The sequence below is a fragment of the Winogradskyella jejuensis genome (genome assembly GCF_900129745.1).
GTDB lineage: Bacteria > Bacteroidota > Bacteroidia > Flavobacteriales > Flavobacteriaceae > Winogradskyella > Winogradskyella jejuensis.
In genome coordinates this window covers 655,847-671,779 of the sequence record NZ_FQWS01000001.1, presented here as the reverse complement: position 1 = coordinate 671,779, position 15,933 = coordinate 655,847, and the positions used below count along the sequence as shown (strand labels likewise).

General features: G+C 35.8%; 9 protein-coding genes. All 9 read left to right on the top strand.

The window, feature by feature from the left end; translation table 11 throughout:
- The 9 genes from BUB95_RS03270 to BUB95_RS03235 all read left to right on the top strand — a co-directional run bounded on the left by BUB95_RS03270 (position 1) and on the right by BUB95_RS03235 (position 15,906).
- Positions 1-1,443 (top strand): glycosyl hydrolase family 16, encoded by a 1,443-nt coding sequence (locus BUB95_RS03270; RefSeq protein ID WP_073085055.1) that lies wholly within the window; start codon positions 1-3, stop codon positions 1,441-1,443.
- A gap of 9 nt (positions 1,444-1,452) precedes the next feature.
- Positions 1,453-2,316, top strand: a complete 864-nt coding sequence (locus BUB95_RS03265; protein ID WP_073085053.1) for a glycoside hydrolase family 16 protein — start codon at positions 1,453-1,455, stop codon at positions 2,314-2,316.
- A 23-nt stretch (positions 2,317-2,339) separates the two neighbouring features.
- The gene (locus BUB95_RS03260; RefSeq protein WP_073082985.1) at positions 2,340-5,114 is read left to right on the top strand and encodes a PKD domain-containing protein; all 2,775 of its coding nucleotides are present in this window, start codon (positions 2,340-2,342) and stop codon (positions 5,112-5,114) included.
- A gap of 85 nt (positions 5,115-5,199) precedes the next feature.
- Positions 5,200-8,649: a hypothetical protein gene (locus tag BUB95_RS03255; protein WP_073082982.1), complete on the top strand. Its 3,450-nt coding sequence runs from the start codon at positions 5,200-5,202 to the stop codon at positions 8,647-8,649.
- Positions 8,650-8,653: 4 nt separating this feature from the next.
- On the top strand, positions 8,654-9,946 hold the full coding sequence (locus tag BUB95_RS03250; protein WP_073082978.1) for a glycosyl hydrolase family 17 protein: 1,293 nt from the start codon (positions 8,654-8,656) through the stop codon (positions 9,944-9,946).
- A 21-nt stretch (positions 9,947-9,967) separates the two neighbouring features.
- Positions 9,968-11,464, top strand: a complete 1,497-nt coding sequence (locus tag BUB95_RS03245; protein ID WP_073082974.1) for a glycoside hydrolase family 30 protein — start codon at positions 9,968-9,970, stop codon at positions 11,462-11,464.
- A gap of 8 nt (positions 11,465-11,472) precedes the next feature.
- Positions 11,473-13,020, top strand: a complete 1,548-nt coding sequence (locus BUB95_RS14375) for an MFS transporter (protein ID WP_234969233.1) — start codon at positions 11,473-11,475, stop codon at positions 13,018-13,020.
- Between the two features lie 30 nt (positions 13,021-13,050).
- Entirely contained in the window at positions 13,051-13,962 is a 912-nt protein-coding gene (locus tag BUB95_RS14370; protein WP_234969232.1) for a glycoside hydrolase family 17 protein, read from the top strand.
- A gap of 138 nt (positions 13,963-14,100) precedes the next feature.
- Positions 14,101-15,906, top strand: a complete 1,806-nt coding sequence (locus BUB95_RS03235) for a T9SS type A sorting domain-containing protein (protein WP_073082970.1) — start codon at positions 14,101-14,103, stop codon at positions 15,904-15,906.
- Positions 15,907-15,933: the final 27 nt, after the last annotated feature.

Genomic DNA, 15,933 nt, shown 5'->3' with positions numbered 1-15,933 from the left:
ATGAAAAAAGTTAACAACATATATAAGGCACTTACAGTTATTTGTTCTGCTTCTTTAATACTAGGTTGCGAAAGAGGATTGTCTGAAGAAGTTGAGTTTGCATCATTTCCTAACAATGGTGATATATTCACCGATGCGCCTGTAGGTCTTACGGATGAATTTTTCATCTCTTTTGATCCAGCGGCTGGCGCAAATACTGAAGGTTTTGGAACAGATGATAATGTCGCTTTTGAAGGTAGGTCTTCAATAAGAATAGACGTACCATCACCTAATGATCCAAATGGAAATTTTATAGGCGGTATATTTCTAGATCGAGGAGATGGTAGAGACCTTAGTGGCTTTGATGCGTTAACATTTTGGGCAAAAGGCTCAACAACAGCTGCTGTAGGACTGGTAGGCTTTGGTAATGATTTCGAAGAAAATAAATTTTCAGTTGGTCAGTCAAATATTCAGCTTTCTACGGATTGGAGAAAATATACAATCCCAATTCCTGACCCATCAAAACTTATACAAGAGAGAGGTCTTTTTGCATTCTCCGCTGGCGGATTAGATGTGGTTGACACAGTACCTAACGGAAACGAAATTGGCTTTACTTTTTGGATAGATGAGTTACGTTTTGAGAAACTAGGAACAGTTGCCCAACCAAGACCACGAATATTTGGAGGAGCAAATCTAACAGAACAAGCATTTACTGGCTCTACGATTTTAGTTAGTGGATTGAGTCAAACTTTTAATCTTGAAGATGGCAGTAATAGTACAGTAGGGTTAGCACCTTCTTATTTCGATTTTGAATCATCAAATCTAGATGTTGCTATAGTTAATGAATTAGGTGAAATAACAATAATAGGTGAAGGTACTGCAACTATTACAGCTCAACTCGCGGGTGTTTTAGCTGAAGGTTCTTTAGAAATCTCTACATCAGGCGGGCTTGACCCAGCACCAACGCCAATGCAACCTCAAGCAAATGTTTTGTCTGTTTTTAGCGATGCTTATACCAATGTGGTAACTCCTAATTTTACACCAGGATTTGGTGGGTCAACAACAGAAGCTTCTGTTTCATCAAACGGAGGTGATGAATTTGTGACTTATGCAAATAATAACTTTACAGGCATTCTTTTTGATGATAACCCAATTGATGCTTCGGCTATGCAATTCATGCACGTCGATATTTATGTGCAAGAAGCAAGTACATCTTCAATAGAATTTCAAATTAGAGATATAGGAGCAAACCAAACAATAAACACCAATGTCAATAATGGATTTCCAGAATTGGACGATGTAGATTTTAGATTTACTGCAACTGGTTTAACTCCTGGGCAATGGACGTCTTTTGAGATTCCTCTATCTGGAGATTTAGCTACCCAAAAAAATAACTTAGGAGCTATTATATTGGTAGGTGGCCCCGATTTTATATTAGATAATATTTACTTCTACTCAAATTAAAATATGAAAATGAAGACTATGACAATAAGAAAAAAACATACTCTGGGTGTTATGCTCATTGGTTTTGTAACACTTGCCACTTTGACAAGCTGTAATACAGACGAAACGCAAACTGTTGCCACTTTCGATAATTTAGTTCTCGAAGACAACTTCGATGTTGATGGTTTTATAGATACCGAAATATGGAATTTTGATATTGGCGATGGTACGGCACAAGGCATACCTGGCTGGGGAAATAATGAGTTACAATATTACACAGATAGACCTGACAATGCAGCAGTAGAAAATGGTTTCCTTTTAATTACAGCTAAGCAAGAAGCATTTAACGGCGCACAGTACACATCTGCTAGACTACAAACAAAAAATAAGTTTCAACAGTTATATGGTCGTTTTGAGGCTCGAATTCGTCTGCCATACGGTCAAGGAATGTGGCCTGCATTCTGGCTTTTAGGAGATGATAGTGATGGTTCAGTTTGGCCGCAAATTGGCGAAATTGACATTATGGAAAATGTTGGAGATGAGCCAACACAAATATTTGGTACAGTTCATGGCCCAGGATACTCAGGAGCAGAGTCCGTATCAAAAAGTTATACATTAGAAAACACTAGAGTAGATACCGAATTTCATGTGTATGGTATAGAATGGGGTCCAAATTATATCAACTATTACATTGATGATGTGCTTTACAATCAAATTACACCAGAGGATATAGAAGAAGAAACAAATGGCGAAGGCGAATGGGTATTTAATGACCGTCCTTTTTATATTATCTTAAATGTTGCAGTAGGAGGTAATTTACCTGGTCCTCCCAATGCAGAAACTGAATTTCCACAAACCATGCTCGTAGATTACGTTAGAGTTTACCAACAATAAAAATCATGCAATACAACAATATTATGAAAAAAGTAACTAGAGGAATAAAATTGCTATCAGTCCTATTCTTGGCTTTAGCTTATTTAGGCTGCGACGAAGATGATGTAGTCTTACCACAGATAAATGCTGAATTTACGCAAACAATTAACCAAGATACTGGTGTAGTCGTATTTATAAATACGTCCACAAATGCCAATAATTACTCTTGGGATTTCGGAGATGGAACTACATCTACTGAAGTCAATCCTACTAAGGTATATACCTCAGGAACTTATACTATAGTTATGGAAGCTACTAATGTGGCTGGAGCATCAGATACTTTTGAAGATACTATAACCATAAGTATTCCTGAAGAAATAGCTTTTCCAATATCTTTTGATAATCCGCTAGTAGATTATGGAGCAGAAGTTTTTGGTGGTGCTACATTTCAAATAGTTGAGAATCCAGATGCATCTGGCGCTAATCCAACTACTTCTAATGTTGGCGAAATTGTAAATAGTGGCGCAACTTTCGAAGGGTTCTTTTTTGAGCTAGGTGAGCCGTTAGATTTAACTACAGATAAGACAGTTAAAATCTTATTTTGGTCTACGTCTCCTATAGATATTCTTTTAAAATTAGAAGATGGTACAGCGGCAGACGTTGAGACAACAGCTAGTCATGGTGGTACAGGTTGGGAAGAGTTGTATTTTACATTCGATTCAGCAGCAAGCTATAATGTTGTGACATTCTTTGTTGATGGTCCAGGAATATCATCTGGGACATTTTACATAGATGATATTTCGCAAATAAATACGGGCGATATTCCGTGTACCGATACAGATTTAGAATTACCAATAGATTTCGATTGCGAAACTATTGATTATGCAACTACAATTGTAGGTAACGTAAGTTTTACAGTTGTAGATAATCCTGAGCTTTCAGGAATTAATGATATGCCTTCTATGGTGGGGCAAATTACTAATGTAGGTGATAATTTTGAGAATGCGTTTTTCAATTTTGATGTACCGGTTGACTTTTCTACAGACAAAGGTGTAAGACTTAAATTATTCTCAAATCAAGCACTTCCTGTATTATTGAAATTCGAAGATGGCACTGAAGGTGATGTGGAAGATTTACAAATGCATACTGGAACTGGTTGGGAAGAATTAACATTTACATTGAGTTCATCGGGTTCTTACAACGATATGGTATTGTTTGTTGCTTTCAACCAAACGGATGCGGGAACTTTCTATGTAGATGATATAGAGCAAGTAGCTGTAAGTACAGGTCCGCCTTGTACTCCAGAAACTACTGAGTCTATTGCTGCGGCAGATTTAAATATTACTTTTCAAACAAATACGCCAGCAGTAATCGAAGATAACGTGGCTTTTTCATGGATAGACAACCCAGATTTCGGAGGCCCTGTAAATACTTCCTGTAAAGTGGGTCAAGTAACAAGATTTAATAACTCACCTTTCGATAATCTTCAAATTGATTTGGCTGATAAGCTAGATTTTAATACTTCAGAGGGTCTTAAAATGAAAGTTTGGTCTCCAATAGCGAACACGCCAGTTTTATTAAAATTAGAAGAGATTGGAAACCCAGGAAATTTTGTTGAAATTTTACAGACAACAAGTGCAGCAATGCAATGGGAAGAGTTAACATTTGATTTTGCTCCAACAGCAACGCCACAATTCGATAAGCTAGTTATCTTCTTTAACTTTAATGTCGCTGATGGTAGTACATACTATTTTGATGACTTAATGGTTTATGGCGCTGGTGGCGGAGGTACGTGTGTGCCAGAGACTACAGAATCTATTGCAGCAGCAGATTTAAACATTACGTTCCAAACAGATTCGCCAACTTTAATAGGAGATAATACAGGTGTGTCTTATATAGATAACCCTGATTTTATGGGCTCAGTAAACAGTTCTTGTAGAGTTGCTGAGGTTGTAAGGTTTAATAATTCACCTTTTGATAACGTACAGATTGATTTATCTGATAAATTAGACTTTAATACTTCCGAAGGAATGAAAATGAAAGTTTGGTCTCCAATAGCAAACACGCCAGTTTTATTAAAATTAGAAGAGATTGGAAATCCAGGAAACTTTGTTGAGATCTTACAAAGCACTGGCGCAGCTAATGCGTGGACAGAATTAACTTATGACTTTGCGCCAACAGCAACACCACAGTTTGATAAGCTAGTTATTTTCTTCAATTTTAATGTTGCAGATGGTAGTACATATTATTTTGATGACTTAATGGTATATGGAACACCAGGAGGTGGAGGTGGACCTACTGGTGGTAATTGTACAACGGGAGAAGTAGCTGCCTCAGCATTACCATTAGATTTTGAAGGTTGCGAGACTTTCCCTCAAAACCTTAATTTCGGAAATGGTTTAACGTCAGGTTTAGATGTCAATCCTAATCCATCTGGTATAAATACATCTAGTGCAGTTTTAAGAGTTGATAAACCAGCTGGTTCAGAATTCTTTGCAGGAGTCCAAAATAATTTTGGAAGTAATTTCGATTTATCAAATCCAAGTCATGAGTTTAGAATGAAAATATATTCAACTAAACCAAATACTGTTTTCCGATTCGAAGTAGCTCAAGACGAACCAACTGTTGGAAATCCACCACCAGCATTTGTGACTGTAACCGATGCTAATGTCTGGACAGAAGTGAGTTTTACTTTCACGGCTATGCCTGCACCAACATCGTACTTTAGACTAGTAATCAAACCAGATAACGACGAGACGGATAGTCCAATAACTACTGGTGGAACTTACTATTTCGATGATATCGAATTGATAGAATAATTTTAATAGACTAATTAATAAGAGGCTAGCAAATATGTTACATATGCGTTAGCCTTTTTTAAACTCTTAAAAGCTTCAAAATATAATGAGTAGTATTGCTCTAACATATAATTCGCAAGTGAATAATTCAGTAAAAGATATAGATTTTAAAAGAGTCAAGATTGACGGCGAGTCCTATTTCAAAATTTCTAATAGCGACCAAATGCGTCCATTTTTCATGAGCATTGTTAGTGATTCTAATCATTGGATGTTTATCTCTAGTAATGGAGGCCTTTCTGCGGGACGAAAGAATAGTGAATATAGCCTTTTCCCATACTATACGGATGATAAAATTACAGAGTCTGTAGAGACAACAGGAAGTAAATCTATTTTTTGGATTAATAATGAAAAGCTCTGGGAGCCTTTTTCTATTCGCCAACAAGGACAATACCAAATATCAAGACATCTTTACAAGAATATCTATGGGAACAAAATTATTTTTGAAGAAGTCAATCATGATTTGAAACTCACATTTAGATATGCCTATAACTCAAGTAATACTTATGGTTTTGTAAAAAAATCAACATTAATTAACCATGGAGAAAGTAAAGTTGAAGTTAATATTCTAGATGGACTTCAAAACATTTTGCCTTATGGTGTACCAACAGATACGCAATCTGCAGTGAGTAACCTCGTTGATGCATATAAACGTAACCAACTAGAAAAGGATTATGGTCTTGGGATATATGCTCTAAGTGCAATCATAGTCGATAAAGCTGAACCTAGCGAGGCTTTAAAAGCAAATGTAGTTTGGTCAAAAGGACTTACTAATCCTACCTATTTAGTCTCTTCATTACAACTTGATGTGTTTAGAAAAAGTGGTGAGGTTTTCCAAGAAGAAGATATAAAGGCAGAAAAAGGAGCCTATTTCTTAAACTCTAAAATTAATCTTGAGTCAAATTCTCAAGCCAACTGGTTATTTGTTGCAAACGTTAATCAAGACCATGCAGATATTGCTGAATTAATGCAATCTGTAAATACTGAAAATATTGAAGCGCATATTAACGCCGATATCAAATTAGGTACAGAAAGATTGATAAAACTAACGGCATCTTCTGATGGGATTCAGTTAACTAAAGATAGCCAAAGAGATACAAGACATTTTTCTAACACGCTTTTTAATATTATGCGTGGTGGAATTTTTGATGATAACTATACCATTGAGAAATGGGATTTTACCAATTATATATCCAAAGCAAATAAGAAGGTTTTTGCTAAGTCGTCTGACATTCTCAAAGATTTACCAGATACGTTTTCTTTATTCCATTTGAGAGATTTGGCCTATGCTAATCAAGACAAGAATTTTAAAAGATTATGCTTAGAGTATATGCCACTAAAATTTAGTCGAAGGCATGGAGACCCAAGTCGACCTTGGAATAAGTTTTCTATAAACACCCGTAACGAAGATGGTTCTAAAGTTTTGGACTATGAGGGTAATTGGCGTGATATTTTTCAGAATTGGGAAGCGCTTGCGCATGCCTATCCTGAGTTTGTAGAAAGTATGATTCATAAATTTTTAAACGCTACTACTTTCGACGGTTACAATCCATACCGCGTAACTAAAGATGGCTTTGATTGGGAAACTATCGAGCCAGACGATCCATGGTCTTATATAGGCTATTGGGGTGATCATCAGATTATCTACTTACTCAAGTTTTTAGAGTTTATAGAAGGTCATAAACCAGGCAGACTTAATAGTTTTTTTGATAAGGATTTATTCGTTTACGCCAATGTGCCTTATAGAATAAAGTCTTACCAAGACTTACTAAAAAATCCAAAAGATACTATTGACTTTGATGAAAAATCAGATGAGGATATCCACGTAAAACGTGAGCAGCTTGGAGCAGATGGTGCTTTGTTAAGAGATAAAAATTTCTTCATTTGTAAAGTCAATTTTATTGAAAAAATTCTAGCAACAGTTCTTGCTAAAGTTTCAAACTTTATTCCAGAAGCAGGAATTTGGTTAAACACTCAACGTCCAGAGTGGAATGATGCTAACAACGCACTAGTTGGTAATGGCGTATCAATGGTAACGCTCAATTATTTAAGACGTTTCCTTAAGTTTTTCAAACAAATCATAGAAGAATCTAATACTGAAAGCTATAGTATATCGGAAGAGTTAAAACTATTCTTTGATGGTGTTAATTCAACATTAGAATCTAATAAAGAATTATTGTCTGGTGCGATTTCTGACAGAAATAGAAAAACCATTTTAGATGGTTTAGGTGTTGCAGGAAGTAATTACAGAACTACGATTTACAATAATGCATTTTCTGGAGATAAAATAGAGTTGGATAAAACATCGCTATCTTCTTTCATAGAAACCACATTAAATTATCTGGAGCATACTATTGAAGCCAATAGAAGAGACGATAAGATGCACCATGCTTATAATTTGATAACCATAGTTGGTGATGAGGTTAAGATTTCTTATTTAGATGAAATGCTTGAAGGACAAGTAGCAGCGTTAAGTTCAGGTTATTTAAGTGCAGAAGAGTCTGTAAAGGTCATGGATAGTATGAAGAATAGTAAAATATTTAGACCAGACCAATATAGTTACTTGCTTTATCCAAACAAGGACTTACCGCGTTTTATGGAAAAGAATATTATTCCAGAATCGGCGGTAAAAAGTTCAAAATTACTTCAAAAATTAGTAGCAGATAACAACGAGCAAATCATTACAAAAGCAGTAAACGGAAATTATCATTTTAATGGCAATTTCAACAATGCAAATAAATTAGAAGCTGCTTTTAATAATTTGAATCCTGAATATGAAGCGCTTGTTGAATCTGAAAAAGAGCGAATCCTTCAGATATACGAAGATGTTTTTAACCATAAAGCATTTACAGGACGTTCAGGTACGTTTTACGGTTATGAAGGTTTAGGGTCTATTTATTGGCACATGGTATCTAAACTTCAACTTGCAGTTCAAGAAACCTGTCTAAAGGCCATTGAGGATAAGCAATCAGATGAGATTATAGGAAGGTTATTAGAGCATTATTACGAAATAAATGAAGGTATTGGAGCTCACAAACCGCCAGAATTATACGGAGCATTCCCAACAGACCCATACTCTCATACACCAGCAGGTAAAGGAGCACAACAACCAGGAATGACAGGGCAGGTCAAAGAAGATATTTTAAGTCGTATTGGAGAATTAGGAGTGTTTGTTAAACAAGGTCAACTGACATTCTATCCATGTATGTTGAGAAAAGAGGAGTTTTTAGAATCGGATAAAAACTTTGAATATGTATCTGTAAACGGAGATAAGAAATCTATTCAATTGTCGGCAAGTAGTTTAGCATTTACCTATTGCCAAGTACCCGTAATTTATAGAATTTCAGAGTCTAATGAAACTAAGGTCTATAAATCGGAAGATTCATCATTGAGTTTTGAAGGTTTAAAACTTGATGTAAATGTCAGCGAGAGTATCTTTAAAAGAGATATGGAAATTGATAGAATAGAAGTTTATATCAATCCTTCAATCCTAAAATAATAGCATGAGACAGACACGGAACATAGTAATTTGTATAATCTTATTAGGCGTAGTCTTTGCATGTAATGAAAACAAAACGAAACAAAAGGAAATGCAGACACAATCTAACGTGACAGCAAAAGATATATTAGGAAACCCTGATTATTTAGCGATTTCTTATGGAGGCTACAGAAAAAAATCCAGAGATAGTCAGCCTACAATTCTACAATTAAAAGAAGATATGAAGCTGTTGTCGGCTATGGGTATAAAACTTATTCGCACCTACAACGTACAACCTAAGTTGCCTCATGCTTCAAATATTTTAAAAGCGATAACCGAGCTTAAACAAGAGGACGAAAATTTTGAAATGTATGTGATGCTCGGCGCATGGATAGATTGCCTTAACGCTTGGACAGATAAAGTACCTAATCATGATGTAGAGAGTCCAAACAATGCAGGAGAGATAGAGCGCGCAGTTGCCTTAGCTAATCAATATCCAGATATTGTAAAAATTATCGCAGTTGGTAATGAAGCTATGGTAAAATGGGCCACCAGTTACTATGTTCAACCAGATGTTATTTTAAAATGGGTGAATCACCTGCAGAGTTTAAAAATTGAAGGAAAACTAAATAAGGACTTGTGGATAACAAGCTCTGATGATTTTGCGTCTTGGGGTGGTGGAGAAGACAAATATCATGTCAAAGAATTAGAAGATTTAATAAAAGCTGTAGACTTCATATCTATGCATACTTATCCATATCACAATACACATTACAATCCAGAGTTCTGGAGAGTTCCTAGCGCACATAAAGGTATGCCCGATAGTACAAAAATAGAGATGGCTATGGAGCGTGCACTCAAGTTTTCTCAAAAACAGTACGATAGTGTAACTAATTATATGAAAAGTTTAGGAGTTGATAAACCTATCCATATAGGAGAAACAGGTTGGGCCACAACATCAGGCGGACATTATGGAGATAATGGGTCGAGAGCCACAGATGAATACAAGCAAGGATTATTTCACCAACAAATGAGAGAATGGACTAATAGAGCAGGAATATCTTGCTTTTATTTTGAAGCTTTTAATGAGCAGTGGAAAGATGCTAAAAATCCAAAAGGCTCAGAAAATCATTTCGGATTATTTACTATAGATGGTAAAGCAAAATATCCTATTTGGGATTTAGTAGATAAAGGTGTTTTTGATGGCTTAACCAGAGACGGAAATCCTATAACAAAAACTTACAACGGCAATAAAGCTGATTTAATGGAGGATGTATTAGTGCCTCCGACAAAAGAGGAAGTTATGGTCTCGCATTAATAAAATAATTAATCTTTGAAGATGAAATCTAAAGCGCTTTACATCATTTATTTTTTTGTGTTAATCATGAGTTGCAACAGTAAAAAAAATCAATTACAAGTTTCAGTTTATGAGACTTCCGAAAGCGGAAATAAATTAACAGAGATAAAAGATTTTGTCAAAAATTCAAATGATTCTATCTCAAAGGTGATACTTAATCCAAATGAAAAGTTTCAAAAAATAACTGGATTTGGTGGCGCTTTCACAGAGTCTTCGGCTTACTTACTAAACAAACTCAGTAAAAAAAATAGAGATGAAATAATAAAGGCGTATTTCAGCCGAGAAGGTGCAAATTATTCATTGACAAGAACTCATATGAATTCTTGTGATTTCTCGCTTTCAAATTATTCGTACACGCCAGTAGCTGATGATGTTAATCTAGAACATTTTACGATTGAAGAAGATATGCTAGACTTAATCCCGATGATAAAGGACGCCATTTCAACTTCAGAAGACGGCTTTAAAATTTTTGCCTCACCTTGGACGGCAGCGCCGTGGATGAAAGACAATAATGATTGGGTTGGCGGAAAGTTACTTCCAAAGTATTACGACACATGGGCATTATTCTTTTCAAAATATACTAAAGCTTATGAGGATTTAGGAATTCCTATTTGGGGATTTACTGTAGAAAACGAGCCTCACGGTAATGGTAATAATTGGGAAAGTATGCACTACTCTCCAGAAGAAATGACAGAATTCGTTCAGCATCATTTAGGGCCAAAATTAGAGGCAGATGGTTACGGAGACAAGGTAATTCTCGGCTATGACCAAAATCGGGCAGGTATAAAAGAATGGGTTGATGTCATGTATGCTACTGAAGAGTCTTCTAAGTATTATGATGGTACGGCCATTCATTGGTACGAGAGTACTTACGAAGTGTTCCCGGAAGATTTGCAATATGCACATAATAAAGCACCAAACAAATATCTCATAGAAACAGAAGGTTGCATTGACGCAGAGGTGCCAGTTTGGAAAGACGATGCATGGTATTATAAAAAAGAAGCAACCGATTGGGGATGGGATTGGGCACCAGAAGACCAAAAATATTTACATCCTAAATATTCACCTTTTAATAGATATGCCAGAGACATTATTGGTTGCCTAAATAATTGGGTTGATGGATGGGTCGATTGGAACATGGTTTTAGATAAGCAAGGTGGTCCAAATTGGTTTAAAAATTGGTGTATTGCGCCAATAATTGTAGACCCAGATAATGATGAAGTGTATTACACCCCATTATACTACGTAATGACGCATTTTAGTAAATATATACGCCCTAACGCAGAGGTCATAGATGTGGAAAGCACCAGCAAAAACCTTCAGATTACTGCAGCAAAAAATCCAGATGGTTCTATTGCTGTTGTCGTTTTTAATGAAGGCGATAAAGCTCAAGATTTTAATCTTGCTCTGGGAGAAAAATCTCAGCAGATTCATATAAGTGCAAGGGCGCTACAAACAATAATAATTCCAACTAACTAAATATAATTATGAGTTCTACTAAAGTCCCTATTGGTCAAAAATCTGCTTTTGGAGCAGGTCACTTTATATTGAATATTCTTCCTGGAACATTAGGTGTCTTTATTCAGTTTTTTTTACTCACAGCATGGGGCGTAGATCCATTATGGGCAGGTCTTCTCGGCGGTTTACCTAGAATATTCGATTCAATTACTGACCCTATAATGGGATTCATATCGGACAATACAAAGTCTCGTTGGGGAAGACGCCGACCTTACATATTTGTTGGTGCTATTATAAGTGGAATTTTATTCTTTTTAATGTGGCAAATTGATGATAATGCATCTCAGACATATATCATATGGCATGTTATGGTTATACAATTACTTTTCCTTATTGGAAATACTATGTTTGCGACTCCATTGGTTGGACTTGGCTATGAAATGACATCAGATTACAATGAGAGAACGCGACTAATGGCTTTTTCAAATACAATGGGTCAAATAGCATGGATGATTGTACCTTGGCTATATGTTATTATACCAGACTCTAATACGTTTAATACTCAGACAGAAGGTGTTCGTACAATGGCACTTATAGTTGGTGCATTATGTGTAGTGTTTGGGATTTTACCAGCTTTATTTTGTAAAGGAATTGATTCTGCTAACATGGAAAATCGTAAAGAGATTACTTGGAAGACTTTGTCATCAAATATGGTAGAATTATGGGACGGAATTAAGCAAGTTTCTAAAAATAAGCCATTCATGAAATTATGCGGCGCTACATTCTTAGTGTTTAATGGATTTCAATTAGTAGCAGCATTTGGTGTTTTTATCATTGTATTTTATATGTATAGCGGTAGTTATGAATTAGCAGGAACTTGGCCTGCATGGTTTAATACAATTAATGCAATAATCACAGCATTTATTGTAATTCCAATTATCTCAAGGATGGCAAATAAATGGGGTAAGCGTAAGGCATTTATAATATCAACAGTAATATCTATAGTAGGTTATATTTTAAAATGGTGGGGGTTTGATAAAGAATTGAATGCAGAATTTAATCAAACAGAGCTTGGACAGAGTTTAACTTCTGGTGTTGGTTCACTTTTTGAATCTTTAAATCCTATATTAGATGATATAGGGATGTCATGGTTTAGTATTGACCCTGGAAATGAAATCCCATGGCTTATATTTTTACCTATCCCTTTGTTTGCATTTGGTATGGGAGGATTATTTACTTTGATGATGTCGATGACGGCTGATGTATGTGATTTGGATGAGTTAGAAAACGGTATGCCTCGAAAAGAAGGGACCTTTGGAGCAATATATTGGCTAATGGTAAAAATAGGGCAATCTATGGCTCTTGTTTTAGGAGGAGTAATTTTAAGTATTGTTGGTTTTGATCCAAATGTAACGGAGCAGTCTCTAGAAACTATGAATAATCTTAGGATTGCAGATATAGTAGTTCCAGCTGGTACAGCGGCATTAGCTGTATGGGTAATGTGGAAATATAGCTTAAATGAAGACAGGGCCAAAGAGATTAAAGCAGAACTAGTAAAACGCAGAGGCGAATTATAACATAAACATAATAAAGTATTAAAAATAAAAATGTCTTATAGAGAAGAATCATATTACAAATCCAACTACAGTCAAATCCAAACAATAGGAATTGACATGTCCCAATATAGTTTAGCCGACTTAAAGTCTTTATGGCGAAAAACTATCGAAGATGGTATGCACGGTATATGCTTTAGCATGTATGAAGATGGTCAAGAACCAGGTGATGATATAAGTTTTGAGCAGGTAGAGCGTCGTGTAAAAATATTAAAACCATACACCTCAGCCATTCGTTCTTTTTCTTGTATAGAAGGTAATGAGCATGTCCCCGTTGCAGCAAAAAAGCACGGATTAAAAACACTTGTAGGTGCTTGGCTGTCTGATGATAAAGACGATAACGAAAAAGAAATTGAGGGTTTAATCGCATTAGCTAAAGCAGGACACGTAGATGTTGCAGCAGTAGGAAATGAAGTTCTTTATAGAAATGATTTAAGCTTAGAAGAGCTTATTGGTTACATTAAAAGAGTAAAAGACGCCTTATCTGGATTAGATATTCCTGTAGGTTACGTTGATGCGTATTACGAATTTTCAAGACATCCTGAGCTAGTGGAGAATACAGACGTAATTTTGGCTAATCTTTATCCTTATTGGGAAGGTTGTCCAATAGAGTATGCGCTGGGACACATGCAAGCTATGTATGGCCAAGTGGTAGATGCAGCACAAGGTAAACCAATTATCATTACAGAAACTGGATGGCCAAGCGAAGGTGGTGGTCTCAGGGGTGCACAAGCTGGACCAGAAGCTGCGATGAAATATTTTATTGATGCTATGCGCTGGACAAAAGAAAATGACATCCCTATCTTTTACTTCTCTTCCTTTGACGAATCTTGGAAAACTGGAGACGAAGGCGATGTTGGAGCCTATTGGGGACTTTGGGATAAACATGAGAATTTGAAATTTTAAAAATTGTAATTTTGATAAATTCATAAAATATTAACACAATAATGATGATTGTATGGTTATTGTAGTGGTAATAAATACTTTATTCAAAATTATAACTGATATTTTTATAAATTAATAATTAACTTAAAACTATAACACATGAAAAAAATTACTTTTTTTATCGGCGTATTTTTGTTTACGGCGTTTTCTTATTCACAAAGTTTTCCTCTAGATTTCTCAGATCCACTTGATGTTTTTTCTGGAAATAATGGTTCTTCTTCGGTGATTGTTGTAGATCCTGCGGGATGTTCTACGGATGGATGTTCAGGTGATGTCCTTCAAATAAATGGTGCTGGAGATCAGTTTGGTGACCCAGTATCTTTAGACTTAACTCGATATGTTGATTTATCTGACTCAGCAAATAATACTATTACATTAGAGTTTTATGCAGCCTCATCAGGAAATTTGTTAGTACAATTTAGTAATGGAGCTCAAGAGGGCTCTGAAAATGGATTGCCTGTAGAAATAAACGCACCAGTAGTTGCTGGCTTAAATTCTTTAGTTTTAGATTATGATACAGCCGATAATGGATTTCCAAATTGTCAAGGATGCCCATCACCACAACCTGTAACATTAGATAAATATGCAACGATTTCTTTATTCGTTGATTTTGGAGTAGCAGGTTTGTCACAAGTACATTTTGTTGATAATATTGCAGGTGGATTAGATGGTGGTGACATATTACCAACTTGTACAGATGGAGTACAAAACGGCATGGAAACAGGTGTAGATTGTGGTGGTCCAGATTGTGGACCTTGTCCAGTACCTCCATCAACAGCAGCACCTAATGCCCCAGCTCGTGACCCTAATGATGTTATTTCCATTTTCAGTGGAGAATACTCTAATGTTTCAGTTTCAGGAATTAATGTCTTTGCTGGAGCTAGTCTAGACAACTTTACTATTGATGTGGCTGACGATACTAGACGTCTTACAGCTCCTACTCCTGGAGGAGGTGCTCAGTATGAATTTTTCGGAGCCTCACCTGCATTAGATTTAACAGATTTTACGCACATGCATGTTGATTTTTATGTTGAAGGAGATGTTGCTCCGGGTCAGCTATTTCAGGTTTTTCTTTTAGATTTTCCAAACTATCCAGCTGGAGATGGTGCTCAAAATATTAATACTTCGTTCGATGTTAATGCTTCTGGCTCTGGTGCATGGATTTCTGGAGATATTGCTTTAGATGACTTTGCAAATAGTGCAGCTGCAAGAAATCAAGTCGCTCTAGTACAAGTAGTAGCTGCAGGTCCTTCAGCTTTTGGTCCAATATATTTTGACAACCTGTATTTTTACAAACTTAATGATGACTGTGATAATGCAGAAGTTATTGATAGTATTGATTTTGGAGCAACCTTAAGCGGTACTAATGTAGGCGCCACTGATTCTGGATTATCAGATGGATGTGTTACAGGTAATGATGTTTGGTATTCTTTCACTGCTGCTCAAAATGGAGAAGTCAATGTGACTTTAGACGCTGGATTTGAATATGCATTCTACAGTGATTGTACGGGTACTTTGGTTGGGTCTTGTAATGCAAGTTTAACTACTGCAACTACAGGAACAACATACTATTTAAGAATCGGTGATGATGGCTCTCCATCTACTAGAGCATCAGGTACCTTTAACTTTTCAATATCTGGTTCTGCATTATCTACTAATGATTTTAGTAACCTTGGAAGTCTTAAAGTATATCCAAACCCTTCAAACTCTATTTGGAATATAGAATCACCTAATACGGTGATTGAGCAAGTTGAGTTATATGACCTTTTAGGTAAAAATGTATTATCACTACAACCAGAAAGTCAAAATGTAGAAATTGACGCAACTCAACTAAAAACAGGATTGTATTTAGCTAAGTTTTCTGCAAATGGAACTACTAAGACAATACGCTTAGTTAAAAATTAATTAAGAAATATAATAGTAATTTCAAAA